Source organism: Oricola sp. (genome assembly GCF_965230365.1).
In the GTDB taxonomy this organism is placed as follows: domain Bacteria; phylum Pseudomonadota; class Alphaproteobacteria; order Rhizobiales; family Rhizobiaceae; genus Oricola.
Map to the genome: position 1 here is coordinate 1,810,268 of NZ_OZ246003.1, position 22,047 is coordinate 1,832,314.

Genomic DNA, 22,047 nt, shown 5'->3' on the forward strand with positions numbered 1-22,047 from the left:
AGTAGAGCCTCGCAATGCGCCCTGAACCTTGCCGTAACAATCGCCTGTCGGCCAAGTGTCCACATTGATCCAAGTCAAGGCATACGAAGGGGAACCCCTGACATATCAAGCCTGCGAAATGATGGTCGGACGGCAGGGACAACCGTGACCGGCCGGTACGCATGTCCGAAGGGGAATACCCATGAATAACAGCTATGTGACCGCGCTTGTCGGGTTGGCGGCATTCTTGTCGTTGCTTGGCGCGGCCTTTGGCCAGGATGCCGAGTTTATCGTGCATGCCTGGATCTTATTCTTCGTGCTTGCCATCGCCACCGTGGTGATGCTGCGGCAAACCAATTTCGCGCCGGCCGGCGCAACAATGGCCGGCGACGAATCGGAATATATGGACGGCGTGATCCGCTACGGCGCAATCATCACGTTGTTCTGGGGGGTCGTGGGCTTCCTCGTCGGCGTGGTTGCGGCATCGCAGCTCGCCTGGCCTGAGCTTAATATCGAGCCTTGGTTCAACTTCGGACGTATCCGGCCGCTGCACACTTCAGCGGTTATCTTTGCGTTTGGCGGCAACGCGCTGCTGATGACGTCGTTCTATGTCGTGCAGCGCACCACACGCGCGCGCCTTTTCGGCGGCGGTCTCGCATGGTTCGTTTTCTGGGGCTATCAGCTCTTCATCGTCATGGCGGCGACGGGCTACCTGCTTGGCATCACCGAAGGACGCGAATACGCCGAACCGGAGTGGTATGTCGACATCTGGCTGACCGTGGTCTGGGTCGCGTATCTGCTGGTCTTCCTTGGAACGCTGTTCAAGCGCAAGGAGCCGCATATCTATGTGGCGAACTGGTTCTACCTCGCATTCATCGTCACGATTGCGATGCTGCACATCGTCAACAACCTGTCGATGCCGGTGTCGTTCCTTGGCGCCAAGAGCTATTCGGCCTTTGCCGGCGTGCAGGACGCGCTGACACAATGGTGGTACGGCCACAACGCGGTGGGCTTCTTCCTGACCGCTGGCTTCCTCGGCATGATGTACTACTTCGTGCCGAAGCAGGCCGGCCGGCCGGTCTATTCCTACCGGCTTTCGATCATCCACTTCTGGGCGCTGATCTTCCTCTACATCTGGGCCGGTCCGCACCACCTGCACTACACGGCGCTGCCTGACTGGGCGCAGACACTGGGCATGGTCTTCTCGGTCATGCTGTGGATGCCGAGCTGGGGTGGCATGATCAACGGCTTGATGACGCTCTCGGGCGCATGGGACAAGCTGCGCACCGATCCGATCCTGCGCATGCTGGTGATCTCGGTCGCCTTCTACGGCATGTCGACCTTCGAGGGTCCGATGATGTCGATCAAGGCGGTCAACTCGCTCAGCCACTACACGGACTGGACGATCGGCCACGTGCATTCGGGTGCGCTCGGCTGGGTCGGCATGATCTCGTTCGGCGCCATCTACTACCTGGTTCCGAAGCTCTGGCAGCGTCAGCGCCTGTACAGCCTGCGGCTGGTCAACTGGCACTTCTGGCTCGCCACCCTCGGTATCGTCGTCTACGCGGCGGTGATGTGGGTCTCCGGCATCACGCAGGGCCTCATGTGGCGCGAATATGACGATCAGGGCTACCTGGTGTACTCGTTCGCCGAATCCATCGCAGCCATGTACCCCTATTACGTGCTGCGCGTGCTTGGCGGCGTGCTCTATCTCGCTGGCTCGCTGGTCATGGCCTTCAATATCTACAAGACGATCCGTGGTGACATCCGTGCCGAAGTGCCGATGGGTGCCGAAGCGGCTGTGGCTGCGGAATAAGGAGCAAGACCAATGGCTATGATAGACAGACACAAGGTTCTGGAGAAGAACGTCTCGCTCCTGATGGTCTCCTCGCTTGTCGTGGTGACAATCGGCGGTATCGTCGAGATCGCTCCGCTCTTCTACCTCGAGAACACCATCGAGGAAGTTGAAGGAATGCGGCCTTACTCGCCGCTGGAGCTGGCCGGGCGCAACATCTACATCCGGGAAGGGTGCTATGTCTGCCATTCGCAGATGATCCGCCCGTTCCGCGATGAGGTCGAGCGCTACGGTCACTACAGCCTGGCGGCGGAGTCGATGTACGACCATCCGTTCCAGTGGGGATCGAAGAGGACCGGGCCGGATTTGGCCCGGGTTGGCGGCCGCTATTCCAACGAGTGGCATGTCGAGCACCTGATTCATCCCCAGGCGGTGGTTCCGGAATCGATCATGCCCTCCTACGAGTTTCTGAAGAACACGGAACTCAAGATCACGAACATCTCTGGCCACCTGGTCGCCAATCGGCGGGTCGGTGTGCCCTATAGCGACGAGATGATCGAGAACGCGGAGGCCGATCTGGCGGCGCAAGCCGATCCGGATGCGGATTGGTCGGGTCTCGAAGAGCGATATCCAAAGGCCGTGCTCGGCGATTTCGACGGCGATCCGTCGACACTCACCGAGATGGATGCGCTCGTCGCCTATCTGCAGATGCTCGGAACGCTGGTCGACTTTTCAGTCTACCAGCCCGAAGAGAACTTCCGATAGGAGGCGGCAATGGAACTCGATTACCAGTCCATGCGGACGTTTGCCGACAGCTGGGGGCTTGTCTACATGGTCGCGATCTTCGTCGCGGTCGTGATCTGGACCATGCGGCCCGGTTCCAAGAAATCAAGTGAAGATGCGGCCCGCATCCCCTTCAAGGAGGACTGATCCATGGCCGACAAAAAGGAAATCGATGAAATCTCCGGCGTCGAGACCACGGGTCACGAATGGGATGGCATCAAGGAACTGAACAATCCGCTGCCGCGTTGGTGGTTGTGGACGTTCTACGCAACGATCATCTGGTCGATCGGCTATACCATCGCCTATCCGGCATGGCCGGGCATCACGGGGGCAACGACCGGTGTCCTCGGCTGGTCGAGCCGCGCCGACCTGCACCAGGACGTCGCCGACGCCAAGGAAGCCCAGGCGGTCTATCTCGACAAGCTCGAGGCAACCGAAGTCGCGGATGTCCTCGGCGACGCCGAACTGGTTCAGTTTGCGACCGCTGGCGGCTCTTCAGCCTACAAGGTGTATTGCGAGCAGTGCCACGGCTCTGGCGCGTCCGGCGGTCCGGGTTACCCGAACCTCAACGACGATGCCTGGATCTGGGGCGGCACGATCGACGATATCTACCTCACGCTGATGCACGGCATCCGTTACGAGCAGGATGACGACACCCGCATCTCCGACATGCCGGCATTCGGCACCGACGAGTTGCTGGAGCGTGACCAGATATCCGATGTCGCATGGTTCGTCCGGCAGATTTCGGGCCAGGAGCATGATGCTGCTGCCGCCGAGCGCGGAGCCGTTGTCTACGAGGAGCAGTGCGGTTTCTGCCACGGCGATGCCGGCGAGGGCATGGCCGAGGTCGGCGCACCGAACCTGTCGGATGCGATCTGGCTCTACGGCGGAACGCATGAGCAGATCGTCGCGCAGATCAGCGCGCCGCGTCAGGGTGTCATGCCTGCGTGGGGCGCCCGTCTCGGCGAGACAACGGTCAAGCAACTTGCCGTCTACGTTCACGGCCTCGGCGGCGGGCAGTAAGCCCTCCGCCGCCTAGCCCATCGAGGTGGGCGAGGGTTGGCGAGAGCGGAACTTCCGCGTGTCGCGCCGTCCGATCCAGATGGCGATCGCCGCCCAGCTGGCGATATAGACGACGCCGGTGCCAAGAACGAATTCACCAGGGAGCGGGCCGATATCGGCCCGCTCTACTATTTCAGCGGTGGACGTGATCGCCGTCGGATGGACGATCAGCTTGCCGAGATAGGCCACCCACTGGATCAGCAGGATCCACAGATAGTTGCGACGGATGCGCCGGCCAAGCGCCGTCCACAGGTCGATGTGATAGGCCGGATGCAGATAATCCTCGGCCAGCGTGTTCGGCCAACCATTGCCGAGATCCAGATCGCCGTCCTTCAGCATCGGGGCATAGAAGTTGTTCTCAAGCCAACGGGCTCGGGCGCGCCAGACATTGAAGTAGCGGTAGCGCCGTGCCTCAAGCCAAAGGAAGAACAGGATCAGCACGCCGACAAGCACCAGCGGTAACGGCGAGGCATTGGGCGAGGAGAAAGAGATCGACAGCGCGATGCCGAGTGTCACCACAGCCCAGTTGGTTGTCGTGTCGAGCCGCGTGCGCCAGATCGTCGAGCGATAGATTTCGCCGCGATAAAGATGCGCCAGCGCGCCCATTTCGGAACTGTCGAAGCTTCGGCGTGTCGTTGCGTCGCCACCTTGATCCATGCTGGCCTCCTGTCCTCCCGCGGCATGGCATGCAGCAGTCCGTATATTCGCTTTCTCGAATATATCTTTCGGCTGCTTGATCTGGGTCAAGGATGTTACCATCGGCGACCGACAAAAAGATACCGAGGAACCGCACCGCGGTCGTCCGCAATTGCGGGAGCAGAACTTGGACCAGCCTTCAGATATCCAGCCGCTTGACGTAGAGGCCGTAAACGCCGGAGCGAAGCAGAAAACACAACCGCTTTACGCCGCCCGCAAGCAGATTTTCGCAAAGCGCGCCGAAGGCAGCTTCCGCCGCCTGAAGTGGATCATCATGCTGGTGACCCTCGGCATCTACTACATCACGCCGTGGCTGCGTTGGGACCGTGGCGAGCACGCGCCGGACCAGGCGGTGCTGATCGACATGGCCAATCGGCGCTTCTACTTCTTCTTCATCGAGATCTGGCCGCAGGAGTTCTTTTTCGTCGCGGGCCTTCTGGTGATGGCTGGCGTCGGCCTTTTTCTGGTTACCTCCGTGGTCGGCCGCGCGTGGTGCGGGTACACATGCCCGCAAACCGTGTGGACAGACCTGTTCATCGCGGTCGAGCGCTTCTGGCAGGGTGATCGCAATGCCCGCATGCGGCTGGCCGACGCACCTTGGTCGTTCGGCAAAGTCCGCAAGCTGACGCTGACCCATGCGACCTTCATCGTCATTTCGGTCGCCACCGGCGGCGCCTGGATATTCTATTTCGCCGACGCGCCGACCTTGCTGGTCGACTTCGTGACATTGCAAGCGCCGTTCGTGGCCTATTCCACCGTCGGCATCCTGACGGCGACGACCTACATCTTCGGTGGCCTGCTTCGCGAACAGGTGTGCATCTACATGTGCCCCTGGCCACGCATCCAGGCGGCCATGCTGGATGAGGATTCGCTGGTCGTCACGTACAATGACTGGCGCGGCGAACCGCGTTCGCGTCACGCCAAGAAGGCCGCCGCACAGGGCAAGGCTGTCGGAGATTGCGTCGACTGCAACGCCTGCGTCGCTGTCTGCCCGATGGGCATCGACATTCGCGACGGCCAGCAACTCGAGTGCATTACCTGCGCGCTCTGCATCGACGCCTGCGACGGCGTGATGGACAAGATCGGCAAGAAACATGGCCTGATTTCCTATGCGACCCTGCGCGAATACAATCACAATATGGCAATCGCCCAGGATCCGGAAAGCGGCGTTATCAATCCGTCGCGGGTCCGCGACTCTGCCGGAAAATTCGTCGACAACGTCAAGCACTTCGACTGGCGGATCATCTTCCGCGTTCGTTCGCTGATCTATTTCGGCGCATGGGCGGCGATCGGCGTTGCGCTGCTGGTGTTGTTGCTGGCGCGCGACCGCCTGGAGGTCAATGTCCAGCACGATCGCAACCCGGTCTTCGTCACGCTCTCCGATGGCTCGATCCGCAACGGCTACACGGTCAAGATCCTCAACATGATCCCGGAGCCGCGCGTCATCTTCCTGTCGCTTGAAGGGCTGCCCGGCGCGACCATGAGCATCAATGGCCTCGATCAGCCCGATGGCGTCAGCTTCGCCGTACCTGTCGATCCGGACAAGCTGCGTTCGCTGCGGGTGTTCGTTTCCCAACCGTCGCAGTACACTGAGGCCGGCAAAACCGATTTCCAACTGGTTGTCGAAGACAAGCAGTCATTTGAGACCGATACCTACAACGCGATTTTCGAGGCACCCGACAGATGACCGCACTAGAACGCATTCTCGGATTGAAGCAGTTCACCGGTTGGCACATGCTGGGTGTGATGGTGTTGTTTTTCGGCACCATCATCAGCGTTAATCTCACGCTTGCCTTTTATGCCGGCTCCACCTGGACCGGGCTCGTGGTCAAGAACACCTATGTCGAAAGCCAACGCTTCAACGAGGTGACGGCAGAGCTGCGCCGCCAGCAGGCGCTCGGTTGGAGTGCCGCTACCGACTATGACGGATCGGTGTTTACGGTCGCGCTCACGGATCGCGACGGCAAGGCGATCGAAGACGCTATTGTGACTGCACGTCTCGGCCACCCGGCGCATGAGAATGCCGACCGGATGGTGACGCTCGTTGCCGATGGCGACGCAGGTTATGCAGCCGCCGCCGATCTGGCGCATGGTATCTGGGCTGCGCGGCTGTCAGTCACCGGTCCGCGCGGCGAGGTATGGACGCGTGAAATCCGCTTCACCGTGAAGGAGCAGGAATAGTCGCATGACCTGCTGTGGCGGTGACATGGCGGCCGAAAACGCCGTCGATCAGTCCAATCTCCGAGATTTTGCACGGGTGGAGGAGTTGCAGCGCGCTGGCCATGCGGAGCCCGACGGAACCATGCGTTATGTGCTGTCGGTGCCGGATGTCCATTGCGGTCAGTGCATCTCGACAATCGAACGCGGCCTCAACGGGCTTGAGGGGATCGTTTCGGCGCGCGTGAACCTGTCGCTCAGGCGTGTGACGGTCGTGCTCGACAGCGCCGAACGCTCGCCGGATTTCGTGCTGGCACGGCTGGACTCGCTGGCCTTCCCGGCAACCCCCGTCGATCTTGGCGATCTCGGCAATGTCGCTGAGAAGCGCAAGACAGAAGAGCTCTTGAAGGCGCTCGCTGTGGCGGGATTTGCCGCTGGCAACATCATGCTGCTTTCGGTATCGGTCTGGTCCGGTGCAGCCGGAGCGTCGCGCGATCTGTTCCACCTGATTTCGGGCCTGATCGCCATTCCTGTGGTCGCCTATTCCGGCCGGGTGTTCTTCTCGTCGGCCCTGCAGGCCTTGTCGGTCCGCCGTCTCAACATGGATGTGCCGATTTCGCTGGCGGTGATCCTGGCGCTGCTGATGAGCGTTTACGAGAGCCTGACCGGCGGCGAGGAAGCCTATTTCGACGCTGCGGTCACGTTGCTGTTCTTCCTGCTGATCGGGCGTTATCTCGATCAATTGATGCGCGATCACGCCCGCAGTGCGGTCCTTGGCCTTTCGAAAATGACGGCGCGCGGCGGTACGGTGGTCGAGCCCGACGGAACGCTGAGTTACAAGCCGGTCGATGAGATCGAACCCGGCATGCTGCTGCGGATCGCGGCTGGCGAGCGAATTCCTGCCGATGGACGGGTGGTCAAGGGCGCAAGCGACCTGGATCGCTCGCTGGTGACCGGCGAAAGCGTTCCGGTCGCGGTCACCCCGAACAGCGACGTCGAAGCCGGGACACTGAACCTGACTGGCGCCATCGATATCGCGGTTACGCGCAAGGCCGAACAGTCCTTTATCGCCGAAGTCATGCAGATGATGGAGGCAGCGGAAAACGGTCGCGGCCGCTATGTGCGCGTGGCCGATCGTATGGCGCGCATTTACGCACCCGCCGTGCATCTCCTGGCATTGTTTGCCTTTATCGGCTGGATGATCGCAACAGGCGGCAACTGGCACGCTTCGCTCTACACGGCGATCTCGGTGCTGATCGTCACATGCCCATGCGCGCTCGGTCTGGCGGTGCCGGTGGTGCATGTCATCGGCGCGGCGCGGCTGTTCGGGCAGGGGATCCTGATGAAGGACGGTTCCGCGCTAGAGAGGTTGGCCGAAGCCGACTTCGCGGTGTTCGACAAGACCGGGACGCTGACCACCGGCACGCCACGTGTCGCGGCGTCCGGCATCGTCGATGAAGACGCGTCAGCGGCGCGGGCACTGGCTCAGCACTCCATTCATCCCGCATCGCGGGCAATTGCCGCCTATTTCGCCGATAGCGGCGAAGCCGAGATCGCCGATGTGCGCGAAGAACCCGGTTACGGCATTGAAGGCAGTTTCCGTACGTCTGATGGCGAGATGCGGCGCGCCCGGCTTGGTCGGTACGACTGGGTGCGCCGGATTTCCGCGGGTGCGGCGGCTGACAGCGCCGCATCCGGAAGCGGCCTAGCCTTCGCTGTGGAAGGCGGGGCTGCTTCCGGTTTCGTCCTCTCAGAGGCGTTGCGTGTAGATGCTGCCGAAGCGGTCGAGGCATTGCGCGATCAGCACATGGACGCGGAAATCCTGTCCGGCGACAGCGAGGCGGCGGTGCGCGAGATCGGTCGGCGAACTGGCATCAGCGCACAACGTGCCGGGGTCACGCCGGCCTACAAGATCGCACGGATCCAGGCGCTGCATGCCGATGGCTGGCGGGTGATGATGGTCGGCGACGGCCTCAATGATGCACCTGCGCTGGCGGCAGGCCACGTGTCGATGGCGCCTTCGTCGGCTTCCGACATTGGCCGGATGGCTGCCGATTTCGTCTTCACGCGCGAAAGCATGATGTCGGTACCGTTTGCGCGCGCCGTGGCGGTTAAGGCCGGCAATCTGGTGCGCCAGAATTTCGGCCTGGCGATCATTTACAACTGTATTGCGGTGCCATTGGCGGTCGCTGGCTTCGTTACGCCGCTGGTTGCCGCACTGGCCATGTCCGGCTCGTCGATTGTCGTCGTCGCCAACTCGATGCGGCTCACTCGCGGCGGCGGGATGCTTCCCGTCTGGAAACCCGGCGCGGTCGCGGCAGAGGAAGACGAGGTTCTCGCGTGAATGTCCTGATTTATCTCATACCAGTCGCACTTGGGCTTGGTGCGTTGGGTTTGGTCGCGTTTCTGTGGTCGGTCAGGACCGGCCAATACTCCGATCTCGATGGTGCAGCCGAGCGGATTCTCGATGACGAGGCTGACAGGCGGCCCGATCGCTGACGATCGCCGCCTCCAAGCCGGGGCTGGCAAGTCAGTAGATCCCGCGCACTTTCCAGCCGCAATAGAGACCGACAGCCGCAGCGAGCAGCCCCGCCCCGGCCGTCGATAGCGCTCCGCTGATGAACAGTCCTATCAGGATGCCGTAGACGGTGGCCATCAGCAGTCCGGCAGCCGCCATGCTGCTTTCGTGCGGCGGTTCCCGTTCGAGTTCGCCTTTGTCGAATTCTTGATGTGCCAAGGCTGCCCTCCTCGGACAAGAGTCTTCATGACGTTATGGAAGCTAGCGGTTGGCGGCGGGCTTTCAATTCAATTCGCTGCACTTTCTTTAACAGTCCGGCAGTCACGATTCGCCATGATTTCTCAATGGCGTCAACTGGCTATTAATTATCCGGAGTAACGGACTGTTATTGTTTTTTTACAATATGTTAACCATAGGTGGCTGTGAAGCCCGACCATGCGAACAGGCGCGCATCGAGGGGGAGGCAATGCGCGCCTGCAAGGGATGCCCGTGACGGCCCGGATGCCGTCAGGCCGCTGAGTGCGGTTCGCATCCAGTGTTAGTCGAAATGCATCAGCTGTTCACGTCTGCGACCGGGCGATGCTCGATCGATGCCCAGGTTTCCTCTGCCTTGCGGATCCACTCGGCACGGTCGAGCTTGTAGTTCTCGAGCACGGCGGCGTTCAGGAACAGGTAGAGCTTTCCGTCGACGATGTCGGCGAAACGAGGGCTGCCATCGAGCTTCTTGCCAAGCGCGACGCCGAGCGCGCAGTAGCCGCCATACTGCGGCATAAACTTCTCCGGGTTGCCGGCGAACTGCATTTTCGCCTCTTCGGAGGCGAAGTAGTAGGCGACGCCGTCATGGACATGGGTGTGCCGTGCTTGTCCCGGTACGACGCCGAGACCGGTCATCAGCGCGACCACGTCGTCGCCGCGCAGCATGACGCCGTGGCCGTTGGCGGTGGTGCCCTTGGAGACGTTGTACTCGTCGACGGCGAATGCTGCCGAAGACGATACGGCGAGCGCGGCGGCCACTGCCGTGGTGGCGATCAGGGACTTGATGGTGTTCTTGGCGGTTTGCATGGTCATGGTCCTTTCGTTTTGTTTGCCCAACGGGCGGTTTGCTTCACGTTTCCTGGCCCAAGCGGCCCGGAGGCGCCGGCGGTCTGCCGGCAATTCGGCGCGCACCAGGGGAGGCGATGCGTGCCCTCAAAAGGATGCCCGTGACGGCGCGGATGCCGTCGGACCGCAGAGAGCGGTTCGCATCCTTTCGAGATCTGCTGCATCAGCTGTTCACGTCGGCCACCGGGCGGTGCTGCATGTCCGGCCAATTGCGCTCGGCCTTGGCGAGCGTGCCTTGCCTGTCGAGCTTGTAGTTCTCGAACACTGCGGCGTTCAGGAACAGGTAGAGCTTGCCGTCGACGATGTCGGCAAAGCGCGGGCTGCCGTCCAGCTTCTTGCCGAGCGCGACCCCGAAGGCGCAGTAGCCGCCATATTGCGGCATGAACTTCTCCGGGTTGCCGGCGAATTGCGTTTTCGCCTCTTCGGAGGCGAAGTAGTAGGCAACGCCGTCATGGACATGGGTGTGTTTCGCCTGGCCTGGGACAATGCCGAGGCCGGTGTTGAATGCCACAAGGTCATAGCCGCGCATCGCGACACCTTCGCCGTTGGCGGTGGTGCCCTTGGAGACGTTGTACTCGTCGACGGCGAATGCCGCGGATGACGAGACGGCGAGCGCGGCAGCGACAGCCGCGCTGGCGATCAGGGACGTGATGGAGTTCTTGACGGTCTGCATGGTCGTGGTCCTTCTGGTTTGGTTGCCCGGCGGGCGGTCTGCTTCACGGTTCCTGGCCCAAACGGCCCGGAGGCGCCGGCGGTCCGCCGGCAATTCGGCGCGCATCGATGCGCGTCCGATCTCGTTCAGCCGCGCCGCCATCGCGGCGGGCCGTTGGTTCGGTCCGGATTTCCGGATTTGCTTTGAAACCGGGGCCGCGAGCAGCGGGCCAGGCAGTTTCAGAGGCCGAGTTGCGTCAGGCCGGGATGATCGTCAGGCCGCCGGCCAAGCGGCCAGTGAAACAGGCGCTCTGTCTCGGCGATCGGAAGGTCGTTGATGGAAGCGCGGCGCACCGCCATCAGCCCATCGGGCGCGAACTCCCAGTTCTCGTTGCCATAGGCGCGGAACCACTGGCCGTCGCCGTTTCGGGCCTCGTAGGCGAAACGGACCGCGATCCGCGCACCGTCGAAGCTCCAAAGCTCCTTGATCAGCCGGTAGTCGAGTTCGGCCTGCCACTTGCGCGTCAGAAACGCCTCGATCGCGTTGCGGCCGTTCAGGAACTCGACCCGGTTCCGCCAGGCGGTGTCGGGCGTGTAGGCGGTCGCAACGCGAGCCGGGTCGCGGCTGTTCCAGGCGTCTTCGGCCGCGCGGACCTTTGCTGCGGCGGTGGTCGCGTCGAATGGCGGGAGTGGCGGGCGGGACATGCGGGTTCTCCGAATATTTACCGATCTGTTCATTTACTTGTTGGATAGCTAACAGATCGGTTCATATACGCAACTGCTAAATTTAGGGGTACTCCTGCGAAACCCACTATAGAATTTGCTAACTGCTTGAAAAACTGTGAAATCGTTCGATTGAAAATTTCTTTCACGCGACCTATAAATGCACTGAACAGTTCAGAAAGAAGCGATTCATGAGACCCAGCAAGCGCGACGAACTTGTGCGCAAGGCGCTCGAGATCTTCTACCGGGACGGATTCCACGCCTCGGGCATGGATCTGCTCGCGGCCGAAACCGGTATTTCCAAAACCACCATGTTCAAGCATTTCCGCTCGAAGGAAGAGCTGATCCTGGCCGTTCTTCGGTTGCGCGACGAACGGTTTCGCGGCTGGCTGTTCCGGCGGATGGCCGAGGTGACAACGCCGCGCGGCCAGTTGCTCGCCATGTTCGACGCGCTCGGTGAGTGGTTCGACGAACCGGGGTATCGATCCTGCATGTTCATCAAGGCGTCGTCGGAGTTTCCGGACCCGGCGCATCCGATCCACGCGCAATCGGCCGAACACAAGCGATTGTTGTTCGTGGAAACCGAGAAGATCGCGGCGGCAGCGGGCGCCCCTGACCCGGCGGCGCTGGCGCGCGCCCTCTTGCTTTTGAAGGAAGGGGCGATCGTGACCGCCCATCTTGGCCATGAGGCGCACCCGGCCAGCGACGCAAAGGCAGCGGCGCAGATATTGATAGCCGCTGCGCTGGACTGACCTTGCTGCCCCTGCGCAAGTCCGCGCTTTCCTTGCTGCAAGGCGCGGCCTATTGAAGGCGTGAAATTCGAGGGGGAACGACACCGATGCTCGTGCCATTGCCATGGATGGTGAGCCTGCTTGCGGCGATCGCGGCGCTGACGCTTTTGCGCAGCCCCGGCATGCCGCGTGCGGCGCGCTATCTTCTGGCGGGTTTCCTCATCGTGCTGGGGCTGGCCGGCTTGCTGCTTGGATTGAGGCTCGGCTACGGCGTAAGTTGGGCGAGGACCGCGCAGCTGGCGTTGGCGCTGACGCCAATGCCGCTTGCCTTTCTCGGTTTTCGTGCGCTTACCCAGGAAAACGGGCCGGATCTGCGCCGGCTGTTGCTGGTGCATGCGCTTCCGATTGCCATCCTGACAGCGCTTTGTGTGTTCGGCGTTCCGTTCCTCGCTGACGTGGCTGTGCCCGGTGTCGCGGCGGTCTATGTGGTCGGCATGGTGCGTCTGGCGCAACATGGACCGGATGCGTTCATGCATGTGTCCGCGGCGCGCTTCGGCCATGTTCGCGGTGCGCTTTGGGCGACAATCATGCTGGCTGCGCTGATGATCGCCAGCGACGTCGTGATCTTCTTTGCGGTACTTCGCCTCGGCAATGACGTGCTGCCGTCCGTGATCGCCGGTGCGTCCGGCGTTTTCGTAGCCATGGTTGTGGTGACCGCATTGATCGGGCTGCCGCTGGCTCTGCGTGCCCCTGCGGTGCACGATGCGGGTAGCGGCGGCGCTGCTCCATCACCGCCCAGCGACGAGCACCGCACGGTGATGGAGCGGCTCGATACGCTGATGGAGGAAACGGCTCTTTTCACCGACAGCAACCTGACCCTGGCGCGGGTGGCGCGTCGGCTTGCGTTGCCGGCGCGCGATGTCTCGAATGCGGTCAACCGGATGACCGGCGAAAACTTTTCGCGCTACGTCAACGGCCACCGCGTGGCGCGCGCCAAGGCGCTCTTGGCGGAGAGCGACCTGCCGGTCACCGAGATCATATTCGCGTCCGGCTTCACGACGAAATCGAGCTTCAACAGCGAGTTTCGCCGTGTGACCGGACAGACCCCGACCGCCTTCCGGGCAGCAGAAACACGCTGAAGAGCCGGCGGCGGTCAACGGCACGCCACGGACCGTCCGAGCGGGCGGAAGATGTTGAACAGCCAGGACCCCTTGGGATTGAGAATAAACCCCTCGTGACGGGCCAGTCCTTCTTCCAGGACGATATCGGCGAACGCGGCGGCCGGCCGTTCCGAGACCCGGATCTCGTCGCTGACGATCTCGTAGCCGCGTGCCAGCCGCCGGGCGACGCGCGGGCTGCGGATGATCATGGTGACCGAACCGCCATCGTGCACGCCGATATCGTTGCCGTCGAAACTGCCGGCGATAAACTTCAGGTCGATCTCCAGGCAGGTGCCGGGCCGGCGATGCCGCAGGACCGCTTTGCCGTGACCCTGCATGCCTTTCAGGTGCATCAGCATGCCGACGCGCACATACGGTACGGACACGACGCCATGCGCGCCGGCGGGGATCACCAGCCCGTCACGGGTCATCAGCGGTTCGGTCGCCTTTGGCGGCTCGGTCCTCGATTGGGTGCTGCAGGCAAGCGGCAGGCCGATCAGTATGCCGGCGGTCAGAAGCGTTGCACGCAAGCGTTCGTTCAGGCGGGATTGCATTGTCCGGGTCCTCGTTGTTGGGCCGCGGGAAGCGGCGATGACGGGACCGAGATGGACAGGCTGGCGCCTTATTGCGCCGCGATACGCGTTTCCGGACGTCCGAAAACGCGATTTCGAACCCGGGTAGAACCGGATAACACTGATTCAGTGACGGAAAATCTGGCGGTTGCCCTCCTTCGATGAAATCGCTGTAATCTGCTGATCTGAAAAACCTGTCCCGAAGCCGTGCGCCAGGAGCCGTCATGAAAGCCGTCGCCTTTTACCGCTATGGCGGGCCGGAGGAACTCAGCCTGGTCGATCTTCCGATGCCGGAACCGGGCGAGGGCGAAGTGCGCGTCAAGGTCCGTGCCTGCGCCGTCAATCTGTCCGACTGGGAGGGGCTTGTCGGTTCGCCCTTCTATGCGCGCATGGTTGGCGGCTACCGCCGTCCGAAACGGCCGGTTTGCGGCTCCGACATCGTCGGCGTGGTCGACAAGCTCGGCGCGGGCGTCACCGGGTTCGAAGCCGGACAGCGGATCATGGGCGATTTCGTCATGACCCAGCGCGGCTTTGCCGAATACGCCATCGTGCCGGTCGAGCACGCGGTCGCGGTTCCCGATACGCTGTCCGACGAGATCGCCGCCTGCCTGCCGCAAGCCGGCGGGATCGCGGTCTGGGGCACGCGGGACGTGCAATCCGGCGACAATGTCCTGATCAACGGGGCAGGCGGCGGCTCGGGCACCATGGCGCTTCAACTGGCGAAGACGGCGGGCGCGCGGGTGACGGCGGTCGACAATGCGGGCAAGACCGGATGGCTCGAGTCGCTCGGCGCGGATGCGGTGGTCGATTACCGCCAGATCGACTTTGCCCGCACCGGCGAGACATGGGACCGCATTCTCGACATGGTGGCGACGCGCGGGCCGTTCGCCGTGTCGCGGGCGCTGTCGCCGGGGGGATGGTACCGGGCCGTCGGCGGCGGTGTCGGCGTGCTGTTGTCGCTTCTGGCAGCCAATCAGCCGTACAGGCTGGCCGGCAAGTCGATTGGCATGCTGTTGGTGCCGTCCGGGCGCGACCTGACCACCCGCGTCGCGCAGATGGCCGTCGAGGGGAAGATCGCGCCGCATATCGAAGATGTGTTGCCGCTCGAGGCGGTGCCGGAGGCGCTCAGGCGCACGGGCGAGGGCGCTGTGAAAGGCAAGCTGGTGATCAGGCCGTAGTTTCGGGCCTTGGCCCTAACTTTGAAGACGAACAATCACCTCACACTCGTCTCCGGTGTCGGCACCAGCCTTCCTGCATTGCGGCTCGGTGAGGTTGAAAAAGTACACGTCCGAGCCCTTTCGCCAGGGACGGATGGTACGTCCGAAAGGCGGGCAACCGTTGAGGCTGACTTGCGCTGAAAACGACCCATTGCTTTGCGGCAGGATACCCGGTGCGATCACGATGTAGCGCGGCAGGTCCGGCTGTTTGCGCAGGATACGGGCCGAAAAGACGATCTCGTTATCGCGCATGGCGGCCTCCCGTCAGTAGCCGGCGGCCTTGTCGACCGTGTTGATGAACGGCGCGCCGGCGGCATAGGCGCGCAATTCGCGCTCGAAGATGGCGGCGGAGCGCTCATGCGTCTCCGGCGATGCCGCACCATGATGCGGTGTGATGATCGTGTTGGGAAGGTCCCAGAACGGGCTGTCTGGCGGCAGCGGCTCGACGCTGTGGGCGTCGAGGCCGGCACCGGCGATCACGCCGTTGCGCAAGGCATGCAGCAATGCGTCGTCGCGCGCGATCTCGCCGCGCGAAAAGTTGATATAGAAGGCCGTCGGCTTCATCGCGGCGAAAACTGCGGCGTCGAACATGCCGCGTGTCCCGGCCGTCAGCGGTGCGGTCACGACGACGAAGTCGGCAGCGGCGACCGCTTCCGGCAACTGCGAAGGACTATGGACGCGGTCGACATGATCGACAGGATTCGGCCTGCGCCGCACGCCGGTGACGCGCATGTCGAAGCCCTTGGCGATCTTGGCGAGATGCTTACCGGAATGTCCGAGCCCGACGATTGTCACGGTCTTGCCGTGCAACTCGCCACCGTCGCCGAAACCCTCCCAGTGGCGCTCGGCCTGTGCGCGAAGCCAGCGCGGCGCATCGCGTTGCAGCATTTTCATCAGCGTGACCGCATGTTCGGCAAGCGGTATCGCGCCATTGCCCTTGCTCGATGTCACCGGGATCGGACTTGCGGCGATCTCCGGCGTCAGCAGCTTGTCAGGGCCGGCCGACCAGCAATGGATCCATTCCAGATTTGCGGCGCGGGCGAAGGCTTCCGGCGAAAGCTGGGTGATGGCGACCGCGTCGGCGTCGCCGATTTCCGCTTCCAGTTGGTCCTGATCCTCGCACCAGACGATTTCGATGTCATCGCCGGCCGCATCGAAGCGGTCGCGGAAACGCGCAAAGTCGCTCATGTAGTGCAGCAGCAAAAGCCGCTTGCGCGCTTGGTTGTCGGGCATGGCGATGCCTCCCGTTTTCAGGGGTGCAGTCAGCGGTAGGATCACGCAGGGTCATATGCAAGCGGCGGGCTGGGCGCTTGCGACAGATTCCTGATGGAACGCGCGCTGGCTGACTGCCTGCTACTCGAATCCGAACGGCACCGTGTCGCGCGCGGCTTCATCGATGAACAGCGCGTGTTTGAGCGGCGGCACGGCGCGCTGGTGGCAGTGATGGCGCTCGCACAGCCGGCAGGAAATGCCGATTGGCGCATAGGCGCCGTCGCGCGCGGTGTCGAGGTCGTCGGCATAGACGAGTTCGGCGGCGTGCCGCACCTCGCACCCAAGCGCCAGCGCATAGCGTTGCACCGGCTTGGCGAAGCCGCCGCCGGATTTCGTCACGGTCGTCGCCAGACACAAATAGCGAATCCCGTCAGGGGTTTCGGCCAGTTGCCTGATAATCCGGTTCGGCGTCTCGAAGGCGGTGTGCACGTTCCACAAAGGGCAGGCGGAGCCGAAACGGGCGAATTGCAACTTGGTCGCGGAGTGGCGCTTGGTGATGTTGCCGGCCTGGTCGACGCGGGCAAAGAAGAACGGCACGCCCTTCAGCCCCGGCCGCTGCAGGGTCGACAGGCGATGTGCGACCTGTTCGATGGACGCGCCGAAGCGCTCGGCGATGAGTTCCAGATCGTGGCGTAGCGCGCGCGCCGTCTCAAGGAAGGCGCCATAGGGCAGCAGCGTCGCGCCGGCGAAGTAGTTGGCAAGCCCGATGCGGCAGACGGCGGCGGCATCGGCGGAGCGGAATCCCGCCTTGGTGGTGATCGCGTCGATCTCGCCGGAATGAGCGATCAGCGCGATCTGGTGGGCGATGTGGAAGGCGAGGCTCGGCTGCGGCAGGCGCGGATTGAGCGACAGCACGCGGCTTGCCGCGTCGAAGCGGCGCAATGCGCCGTCGCCGGCCGCCGTACCGCCGAAGACGACGCGCACGCCATGCGCCTTATCGATGTGGTCGGCCAGTGCGCGCGCTTTCTCGCCAGGCGGGCCGGAGAGCGTCGCGGCCAGTTTCTCGGCTTCGGTATCCAGCGCGTCGACATAGTTGTCGATGTAATGGAAGAAGTCGCGCACCTCCTCATAGGGGGTCGGGTCGGTCTGCGCCCCGGTGCGCTCCAGCGTGTCGTCGAGTTCGGCCAGTCGTTCGCCGGCACGGCGCAGCGCCTGGTGCATCGACAGGAAGGCATGCGCCACCGCCGGTGTGTTCTGAACCACGAGCTTGAGGTCCGGGCCGGGCGGCGTGTCGCCGGTGAAAAGCGGATCGGCGAAAGCCTCCGACAGGTCGGCCAGCAGCCGGTCGTCCTCGTTTCCGGACAGATCCTTGATGTCGACGGCAAACACATCGGCCAGCGCCAGCAGCACTGGCGCGGTGACATGGCGCTGGTTGTTTTCCAGCTGGTTGAGATAGCTCGTCGATATGCCAAGCTGGCCGGCAAAGGCGGCCTGGGTCAGGCCGTGCTGCTGGCGGATGCTGCGGATTTTCCGTCCGGCGAAGACCTTGCGTGCGCGCATCTGTTTTTTCACAATTTCGCAGTTTGCTATTTATTGTTTTACTAAATCTGCTTTGTCGCTATTTCAACCCTGTTGCGCGATACCCAAACGCGGTACCCGGATCGATACCCAACCGGGAGGACATCCATGACGCTCCATACCGCCGTCGCCGGCGACCGACATCACGCGTTGTTACCGGCAGCACTTGCCGTCTTCGCCGGGTCTCTGCTGCTCACTATCTCGGCGAAGATCGCGATCCCGTTCTTTCCCGTGCCGCTGACCATGCAGACCTTCGTCGTTATCGGGCTTGGCCTGGCGCTCGGATCGCGTCTGGGTGCTCTCACGGTGACGTTATATCTGGCGCAAGGCGCGGCCGGGCTGCCGGTGTTCACCGGTACGCCGGAAAAGGGCCTCGGCCTTGCCTACATGGCCGGACCGACCGGCGGCTATTTGATCGGTTTTGTCGCCGCCGCCTTCGTCGCGGGCCTGCTTGCCGAGCGCGGCTTCGACCGGCGCATCGCAACGTCCTTTCTTGCCGCGCTCGTCGCCACGGCGGTGATCCACATTCCCGGCCTGTTGTGGCTCGGCGCGCTTGTCGGCTGGGACAAGCCGGTCATCGCCTGGGGTTTGACCCCGTTCCTCTATGGTGATCTGCTGAAAGCCGGCCTGGCGGCGCTGGTCTTCCCGGCCGCTTGGACATTTCTGAAGAACCGCGGGATCGCCTGATGCAGGACATATTGGAACAACTCGAACAGCACCGCGCCGAAGCCCGTCTCGGCGGCGGCCAGAAGCGCATCGATGCGCAGCATGCCAAGGGCAAGCTGACAGCGCGCGAACGGCTTGAAGTGCTGCTCGACGAAGATTCGTTTGAAGAATACGACACCTACAAGGCGCATCGCTGCACCGATTTCGGCATGGCCGAGCAGAAGGTTCCCGGCGATGGCGTGGTCACGGGCTGGGGCACGATCAATGGCCGCCCGGTTTATGTGTTCAGCCAGGACTTCACCGTGTTCGGCGGCTCGCTGTCGGAGACGCATGCCGAGAAAATCTGCAAAGTCATGGACTTGGCCATGCAGAACGGCGTGCCGCTGATCGGTCTCAACGATTCCGGCGGCGCGCGCATTCAGGAGGGTGTCGCTTCCCTCGGCGGTTATGCCGAGGTGTTCTGGCGCAACGCCCAGGCGTCGGGCGTCATCCCGCAGATTTCCGTCATCATGGGGCCGTGTGCCGGCGGTGCGGTCTATTCGCCGGCGATGACCGACTTCATCTTCATGGTCAAGGACACGAGCTACATGTTCGTCACCGGTCCGGATGTGGTGAAGACGGTGACCAACGAGATCGTCACGGCGGAGGAGCTGGGCGGCGCGTCGACCCATTCGAAGAAATCCTCGGTCGCCGACGGCGCTTACGAAAACGATGTCGAGGCGCTTCTGGAAGTGCGCCGCATGGTCGATTTCCTGCCGTCATCGAACCGCGAGACCGCGCCGGTCCTCCCGACCGCCGATCCCGGCGACCGGCTGGAGATGAGCCTCGACACGCTGGTGCCGGCCGATGCCAACAAGCCCTACGACATGCACGAGGTGGTCACCAAGGTCGCCGACGAAGGTTCCTTCTTCGAGATCCAGAAGGACCATGCCGGCAACATCCTGTGTGGCTTCATCCGGCTCAACGGCTCGACCGTCGGCGTGGTCGCCAACCAGCCGATGGTGCTGGCTGGCTGTCTCGACATCGACGCTTCCAAGAAGGCCGGGCGGTTCGTCCGCTTCTGCGACGCCTTCAACATTCCGATCCTGACCTTTGTCGACGTGCCGGGCTTCCTGCCGGGCACCGCGCAGGAATATGGCGGCATCATCAAGCATGGCGCCAAGCTCTTGTTTGCCTATGCCCAGGCGACCGTGCCGAAGGTCACCGTAATCACCCGCAAGGCCTATGGCGGGGCCTATGACGTGATGGCGTCGAAACACATCCGCGCCGACATGAACTATGCTTGGCCGACCGCGCAGATCGCGGTGATGGGGGCCAAGGGGGCGGCCGAAATCCTCTACCGGTCCGAACTTGGCGATCCCGACAAGATCGCAGCGCGCACAAAGGAATATGAGGACCGTTTCGCCAATCCGTTCATCGCCGCCGAACGCGGCTTTATCGACGAGGTGATCATGCCGCATTCGACACGGCGGCGCGTGGCGCGGGCCTTCGAGTTGCTGAAGGGCAAGCAGGCGCAAGCCCCGGCCAAGAAGCACGACAACATACCGTTGTGAGTGGAAGTGGGTGTTTGTGTCAGGAAGGATGGCTGGAAGATTTGTTTGGCCCTGCAAGGCTGCGGTAATCGAATGACGATGAGTTTACTGCAACGCAGCGGAACGACTGCCTATATGCGGTCGGGATAACCCCGCCACAAAGGATCACCCCCATGACTGACGAAAACAAGTTTCCGCCCGAGAACAATCTCCCCGCCGGCTATGTGCCGCCAAAGGTGTGGACCTTCGATGCTGAATCCGGCGGCGCCTTCGCCTCGATCAACAAGCCGACCGCCGGCGCGCAGTTCGAGCGCGAACTGCCGGTCGGCAAGCATCCGCACCAGCTCTACTCGCTGGCCACGCCGAACGGCGTCAAAGTGACGATCCTCTTTGAGGAACTGCTGGAAGCCGGCCATTCGGAGGCCGAATACGACGCCTGGCTGATCCGCATCAATGAGGGCGACCAGTTCGGCTCCGGTTTCGTCGACATCAACCCGAATTCCAAGATCCCGGCGATGGCCGATCACGCGCCGCGCGACGGCGGTGCGCCGGTTCGGCTGTTCGAATCCGGCTCGATGATGATGTATCTGGCCGAGAAGTTCGGTGCGTTCCTGCCGACCGATCCGCGCAAGCGCGCCGAGGTGATGAACTGGGCCTTCTGGCAGATGGGCTCCGCGCCGTTTCTGGGCGGCGGTTTCGGCCATTTCTATGCCTATGCGCCGATGAAGATCCAGTATGCGATCGACCGCTACGCCATGGAGGTCAAGCGCCAGCTTGACGTGCTCGACCAGCAACTGGCGAAGACCGAATACATCGCTGGCGACGAGTACACCATCGCCGACATGCTGATCTTTCCCTGGTATGGCCGTACCGTGCAGGGCGGCGCCTACAATGCCGGCGAATTCCTCGATGTGGGGATCTACAAGAACGTCATCCGCTGGACCGAGATGATCGACACCCGTCCCGCCGTCGCGCGCGGCAAGATGGTCAACAAGGCGTTCGGCGATCTGTCCGAACAGTTGCACGAGCGCCACGATGCTTCGGACTTCGAAACGCGCACCCAGGACAAGCTGGAGGCTGCCGAATAATGCCGAAATTGCCCGACATGGTGAAGCATCGCGGCTTTCCGTCCGGCTTGCCGGGCACCGGGCTGCAATTCACCATTCGGCGCGCCAATCCGAAGGGGGTGACGCCGATCGTCAGGCGCGAGCGGCGGCATGACCGCACGCCCGTAGACACGCTCGCCGACACCGCCTTCCTGCACGCGCTCTGGCATCATTTCGGCGACGAACCTTTCGAACGCGGCAATCTCGATGCCGGACGGCTGTCATGGTTGTTCGGCCGCGAGGTTGTCGCTGCGGAAAACCCATTTGATGCGGCCTCTTACGAGGCCATGCTGAGAATTGATGAGAGCGTCGCGCGGGCAAGTTTCCCTGCGGCGTTCGAGGATGTGCTGGAGGTGTGACGCGGTCCGACTCTCCCCCTTGGAGGGGGAGAAAGCAAAAGCTTGGGCTTGGCATGGCCAAGTCCTTAGCTTTTGCAAGAGAGGGGGACGAAGGTGGAGGACAAGGCGCGAAACAGGCTCAGGGGCTTTGCCAGATCGATGCGCAAGGACCCGACCGATGCAGAATACGCGCTTTGGCAGATGCTTCGGGCGAAGCGTTTGCAAGGAATGAAGTTCAGGCGGCAGGAGCCGCTCGGGCCATATGTCTGCGATTTCGTTTGCCATGGCAGCAAGCTGATCGTCGAGGCCGATGGATGGCTGCATGAAGGGTCGATACGTGATGCTGTGCGTGATCGATACTTCAAAGAAAGAGGATACCGGACGATCCGGTTCCGGAACGAGGACATACTGGAGAATGAGGATGAGGTCGCACAACGGACCATCGAGGCGGGGAAGCGTTAAACCCCCTC

The 22,047-nt window shown here is 62.6% G+C and carries 25 protein-coding genes; 16 read left to right on the forward strand and 9 right to left on the reverse strand.

What is annotated here, in order from left to right; translation table 11 throughout:
* Positions 1-181 precede the first annotated feature (181 nt).
* Genes ccoN through ccoP form a run of 4 tightly spaced genes read left to right on the forward strand, consistent with a single transcriptional unit; the run spans position 182 to position 3,580 of the window.
* The gene (gene ccoN, locus ACO06R_RS08680; RefSeq protein WP_421858558.1) at positions 182-1,795 is read left to right on the forward strand and encodes a cytochrome-c oxidase, cbb3-type subunit I; all 1,614 of its coding nucleotides are present in this window, start codon (positions 182-184) and stop codon (positions 1,793-1,795) included.
* A gap of 12 nt (positions 1,796-1,807) precedes the next feature.
* Positions 1,808-2,539 (forward strand): cytochrome-c oxidase, cbb3-type subunit II, encoded by a 732-nt coding sequence (ccoO, locus tag ACO06R_RS08685; RefSeq protein WP_421858561.1) that lies wholly within the window; start codon positions 1,808-1,810, stop codon positions 2,537-2,539.
* A 9-nt stretch (positions 2,540-2,548) separates the two neighbouring features.
* Positions 2,549-2,704, forward strand: coding sequence for a cbb3-type cytochrome c oxidase subunit 3 (locus tag ACO06R_RS08690; RefSeq protein ID WP_421858564.1), 156 nt, complete (start codon positions 2,549-2,551; stop codon positions 2,702-2,704).
* A 3-nt stretch (positions 2,705-2,707) separates the two neighbouring features.
* Positions 2,708-3,580: a cytochrome-c oxidase, cbb3-type subunit III gene (gene ccoP, locus ACO06R_RS08695; RefSeq protein ID WP_421858566.1), complete on the forward strand. Its 873-nt coding sequence runs from the start codon at positions 2,708-2,710 to the stop codon at positions 3,578-3,580.
* Between the two features lie 12 nt (positions 3,581-3,592).
* Here ccoP and ACO06R_RS08700 read toward each other — a convergent pair whose 3' ends face one another.
* The gene (locus tag ACO06R_RS08700) at positions 3,593-4,276 is read right to left on the reverse strand and encodes a DUF2270 domain-containing protein (protein ID WP_421858568.1); all 684 of its coding nucleotides are present in this window, start codon (positions 4,274-4,276) and stop codon (positions 3,593-3,595) included.
* 166 nt (positions 4,277-4,442) lie between these two features.
* On the opposite strand from ACO06R_RS08700, the gene ccoG reads away from it, so the two are divergent.
* From ccoG to ccoS, 4 genes are read left to right on the forward strand one after another with little or no spacing between them, the layout of a single operon-like run.
* Complete coding sequence (gene ccoG, locus ACO06R_RS08705) at positions 4,443-6,002, forward strand: cytochrome c oxidase accessory protein CcoG (RefSeq protein WP_421858571.1); 1,560 nt, start codon at positions 4,443-4,445, stop codon at positions 6,000-6,002.
* Positions 5,999-6,496 (forward strand): FixH family protein, encoded by a 498-nt coding sequence (locus tag ACO06R_RS08710; protein ID WP_421858573.1) that lies wholly within the window; start codon positions 5,999-6,001, stop codon positions 6,494-6,496. The genes ccoG and ACO06R_RS08710 overlap by 4 nt, the downstream gene beginning before the upstream one ends.
* Before the next feature lie 25 nt (positions 6,497-6,521).
* The gene (locus ACO06R_RS08715) at positions 6,522-8,816 is read left to right on the forward strand and encodes a heavy metal translocating P-type ATPase (protein WP_421858576.1); all 2,295 of its coding nucleotides are present in this window, start codon (positions 6,522-6,524) and stop codon (positions 8,814-8,816) included.
* Positions 8,813-8,971 carry a cbb3-type cytochrome oxidase assembly protein CcoS gene (gene ccoS / locus ACO06R_RS08720; RefSeq protein ID WP_421858579.1) on the forward strand — a complete coding sequence of 53 codons (159 nt, stop codon included), beginning with the start codon at positions 8,813-8,815 and terminating at the stop codon, positions 8,969-8,971. Before ACO06R_RS08715 ends, ccoS begins: the two co-directional genes overlap by 4 nt.
* Before the next feature lie 31 nt (positions 8,972-9,002).
* Here ccoS and ACO06R_RS08725 read toward each other — a convergent pair whose 3' ends face one another.
* The 4 genes from ACO06R_RS08725 to ACO06R_RS08740 form a co-directional block, all read right to left on the reverse strand.
* On the reverse strand, positions 9,003-9,209 hold the full coding sequence (locus ACO06R_RS08725; protein ID WP_421858580.1) for a hypothetical protein: 207 nt from the start codon (positions 9,207-9,209) through the stop codon (positions 9,003-9,005).
* 333 nt (positions 9,210-9,542) lie between these two features.
* The gene (locus ACO06R_RS08730) at positions 9,543-10,058 is read right to left on the reverse strand and encodes a YHS domain-containing (seleno)protein (RefSeq protein WP_421858582.1); all 516 of its coding nucleotides are present in this window, start codon (positions 10,056-10,058) and stop codon (positions 9,543-9,545) included.
* A 196-nt stretch (positions 10,059-10,254) separates the two neighbouring features.
* Positions 10,255-10,764 (reverse strand): YHS domain-containing (seleno)protein, encoded by a 510-nt coding sequence (locus ACO06R_RS08735; protein WP_421858585.1) that lies wholly within the window; start codon positions 10,762-10,764, stop codon positions 10,255-10,257.
* Positions 10,765-10,982: 218 nt separating this feature from the next.
* A complete protein-coding gene (locus ACO06R_RS08740; protein ID WP_421858588.1) occupies positions 10,983-11,447 on the reverse strand; it encodes a DUF1348 family protein in 465 nt (154 codons plus the stop codon).
* Positions 11,448-11,656: 209 nt separating this feature from the next.
* Between ACO06R_RS08740 and ACO06R_RS08745 the strand changes: the two genes are divergently transcribed.
* Together ACO06R_RS08745 and ACO06R_RS08750 are read left to right on the forward strand one after the other, a co-directional pair.
* Positions 11,657-12,217, forward strand: coding sequence for a TetR/AcrR family transcriptional regulator (locus ACO06R_RS08745; RefSeq protein WP_421858592.1), 561 nt, complete (start codon positions 11,657-11,659; stop codon positions 12,215-12,217).
* An 86-nt stretch (positions 12,218-12,303) separates the two neighbouring features.
* Entirely contained in the window at positions 12,304-13,335 is a 1,032-nt protein-coding gene (locus ACO06R_RS08750) for a helix-turn-helix domain-containing protein (RefSeq protein WP_421858595.1), read from the forward strand.
* 14 nt (positions 13,336-13,349) lie between these two features.
* Here ACO06R_RS08750 and ACO06R_RS08755 read toward each other — a convergent pair whose 3' ends face one another.
* Positions 13,350-13,910: a hypothetical protein gene (locus tag ACO06R_RS08755; RefSeq protein ID WP_421858598.1), complete on the reverse strand. Its 561-nt coding sequence runs from the start codon at positions 13,908-13,910 to the stop codon at positions 13,350-13,352.
* Between the two features lie 242 nt (positions 13,911-14,152).
* Between ACO06R_RS08755 and ACO06R_RS08760 the strand changes: the two genes are divergently transcribed.
* Entirely contained in the window at positions 14,153-15,106 is a 954-nt protein-coding gene (locus ACO06R_RS08760; protein WP_421858601.1) for an NAD(P)-dependent alcohol dehydrogenase, read from the forward strand.
* A 15-nt stretch (positions 15,107-15,121) separates the two neighbouring features.
* Here the strand turns inward: ACO06R_RS08760 and ACO06R_RS08765 are convergent, their stop codons facing one another.
* The 3 genes from ACO06R_RS08765 to ACO06R_RS08775 form a co-directional block, all read right to left on the reverse strand.
* Complete coding sequence (locus ACO06R_RS08765) at positions 15,122-15,397, reverse strand: hypothetical protein (RefSeq protein ID WP_421858604.1); 276 nt, start codon at positions 15,395-15,397, stop codon at positions 15,122-15,124.
* A 12-nt stretch (positions 15,398-15,409) separates the two neighbouring features.
* A complete protein-coding gene (locus ACO06R_RS08770) occupies positions 15,410-16,378 on the reverse strand; it encodes a D-2-hydroxyacid dehydrogenase (RefSeq protein WP_421858607.1) in 969 nt (322 codons plus the stop codon).
* Positions 16,379-16,498: 120 nt separating this feature from the next.
* Complete coding sequence (locus ACO06R_RS08775; RefSeq protein WP_421858610.1) at positions 16,499-17,917, reverse strand: helix-turn-helix domain-containing protein; 1,419 nt, start codon at positions 17,915-17,917, stop codon at positions 16,499-16,501.
* A gap of 126 nt (positions 17,918-18,043) precedes the next feature.
* On the opposite strand from ACO06R_RS08775, the gene ACO06R_RS08780 reads away from it, so the two are divergent.
* The 5 genes from ACO06R_RS08780 (at position 18,044) to ACO06R_RS08800 (ending at position 22,039) form a co-directional block, all read left to right on the forward strand.
* Complete coding sequence (locus ACO06R_RS08780) at positions 18,044-18,622, forward strand: biotin transporter BioY (RefSeq protein ID WP_421858613.1); 579 nt, start codon at positions 18,044-18,046, stop codon at positions 18,620-18,622.
* Positions 18,622-20,154 (forward strand): acyl-CoA carboxylase subunit beta, encoded by a 1,533-nt coding sequence (locus tag ACO06R_RS08785; protein ID WP_421858616.1) that lies wholly within the window; start codon positions 18,622-18,624, stop codon positions 20,152-20,154. Before ACO06R_RS08780 ends, ACO06R_RS08785 begins: the two co-directional genes overlap by 1 nt.
* 152 nt (positions 20,155-20,306) lie before the next feature.
* Positions 20,307-21,221, forward strand: a complete 915-nt coding sequence (gene yghU / locus ACO06R_RS08790; RefSeq protein WP_421858619.1) for a glutathione-dependent disulfide-bond oxidoreductase — start codon at positions 20,307-20,309, stop codon at positions 21,219-21,221.
* Positions 21,221-21,598: a hypothetical protein gene (locus ACO06R_RS08795; protein WP_421858621.1), complete on the forward strand. Its 378-nt coding sequence runs from the start codon at positions 21,221-21,223 to the stop codon at positions 21,596-21,598. The genes yghU and ACO06R_RS08795 overlap by 1 nt, the downstream gene beginning before the upstream one ends.
* Positions 21,599-21,691: 93 nt before the next feature.
* On the forward strand, positions 21,692-22,039 hold the full coding sequence (locus ACO06R_RS08800) for an endonuclease domain-containing protein (protein ID WP_421858624.1): 348 nt from the start codon (positions 21,692-21,694) through the stop codon (positions 22,037-22,039).
* The last annotated feature ends 8 nt before the right edge of the window (positions 22,040-22,047 follow it).

Excerpts from the sequence above, each read along its gene's own strand:
- ccoN (WP_421858558.1), top strand. The coding sequence starts at position 182 with ATGAATAACAGCTATGTGACCGCGCTTGTCGGGTTGGCGGCATTCTTG.
- ccoO (WP_421858561.1), top strand. The coding sequence starts at position 1,808 with ATGGCTATGATAGACAGACACAAGGTTCTGGAGAAGAACGTCTCGCTC.
- ACO06R_RS08690 (WP_421858564.1), top strand. The coding sequence starts at position 2,549 with ATGGAACTCGATTACCAGTCCATGCGGACGTTTGCCGACAGCTGGGGG.
- ccoP (WP_421858566.1), top strand. The coding sequence starts at position 2,708 with ATGGCCGACAAAAAGGAAATCGATGAAATCTCCGGCGTCGAGACCACG.
- ACO06R_RS08700 (WP_421858568.1), bottom strand. The coding sequence starts at position 4,276 with ATGGATCAAGGTGGCGACGCAACGACACGCCGAAGCTTCGACAGTTCC.
- ACO06R_RS08710 (WP_421858573.1), top strand. The coding sequence starts at position 5,999 with ATGACCGCACTAGAACGCATTCTCGGATTGAAGCAGTTCACCGGTTGG.
- ACO06R_RS08715 (WP_421858576.1), top strand. The coding sequence starts at position 6,522 with ATGGCGGCCGAAAACGCCGTCGATCAGTCCAATCTCCGAGATTTTGCA.
- ACO06R_RS08730 (WP_421858582.1), bottom strand. The coding sequence starts at position 10,058 with ATGACCATGCAAACCGCCAAGAACACCATCAAGTCCCTGATCGCCACC.
- ACO06R_RS08735 (WP_421858585.1), bottom strand. The coding sequence starts at position 10,764 with ATGCAGACCGTCAAGAACTCCATCACGTCCCTGATCGCCAGCGCGGCT.
- ACO06R_RS08740 (WP_421858588.1), bottom strand. The coding sequence starts at position 11,447 with ATGTCCCGCCCGCCACTCCCGCCATTCGACGCGACCACCGCCGCAGCA.
- ACO06R_RS08745 (WP_421858592.1), top strand. The coding sequence starts at position 11,657 with ATGAGACCCAGCAAGCGCGACGAACTTGTGCGCAAGGCGCTCGAGATC.
- ACO06R_RS08750 (WP_421858595.1), top strand. The coding sequence starts at position 12,304 with ATGCTCGTGCCATTGCCATGGATGGTGAGCCTGCTTGCGGCGATCGCG.
- ACO06R_RS08755 (WP_421858598.1), bottom strand. The coding sequence starts at position 13,910 with ATGCAATCCCGCCTGAACGAACGCTTGCGTGCAACGCTTCTGACCGCC.
- ACO06R_RS08760 (WP_421858601.1), top strand. The coding sequence starts at position 14,153 with ATGAAAGCCGTCGCCTTTTACCGCTATGGCGGGCCGGAGGAACTCAGC.
- ACO06R_RS08765 (WP_421858604.1), bottom strand. The coding sequence starts at position 15,397 with ATGCGCGATAACGAGATCGTCTTTTCGGCCCGTATCCTGCGCAAACAG.
- ACO06R_RS08770 (WP_421858607.1), bottom strand. The coding sequence starts at position 16,378 with ATGCCCGACAACCAAGCGCGCAAGCGGCTTTTGCTGCTGCACTACATG.
- ACO06R_RS08775 (WP_421858610.1), bottom strand. The coding sequence starts at position 17,917 with ATGCGCGCACGCAAGGTCTTCGCCGGACGGAAAATCCGCAGCATCCGC.
- ACO06R_RS08780 (WP_421858613.1), top strand. The coding sequence starts at position 18,044 with ATGACGCTCCATACCGCCGTCGCCGGCGACCGACATCACGCGTTGTTA.
- ACO06R_RS08785 (WP_421858616.1), top strand. The coding sequence starts at position 18,622 with ATGCAGGACATATTGGAACAACTCGAACAGCACCGCGCCGAAGCCCGT.
- yghU (WP_421858619.1), top strand. The coding sequence starts at position 20,307 with ATGACTGACGAAAACAAGTTTCCGCCCGAGAACAATCTCCCCGCCGGC.
- ACO06R_RS08795 (WP_421858621.1), top strand. The coding sequence starts at position 21,221 with ATGCCGAAATTGCCCGACATGGTGAAGCATCGCGGCTTTCCGTCCGGC.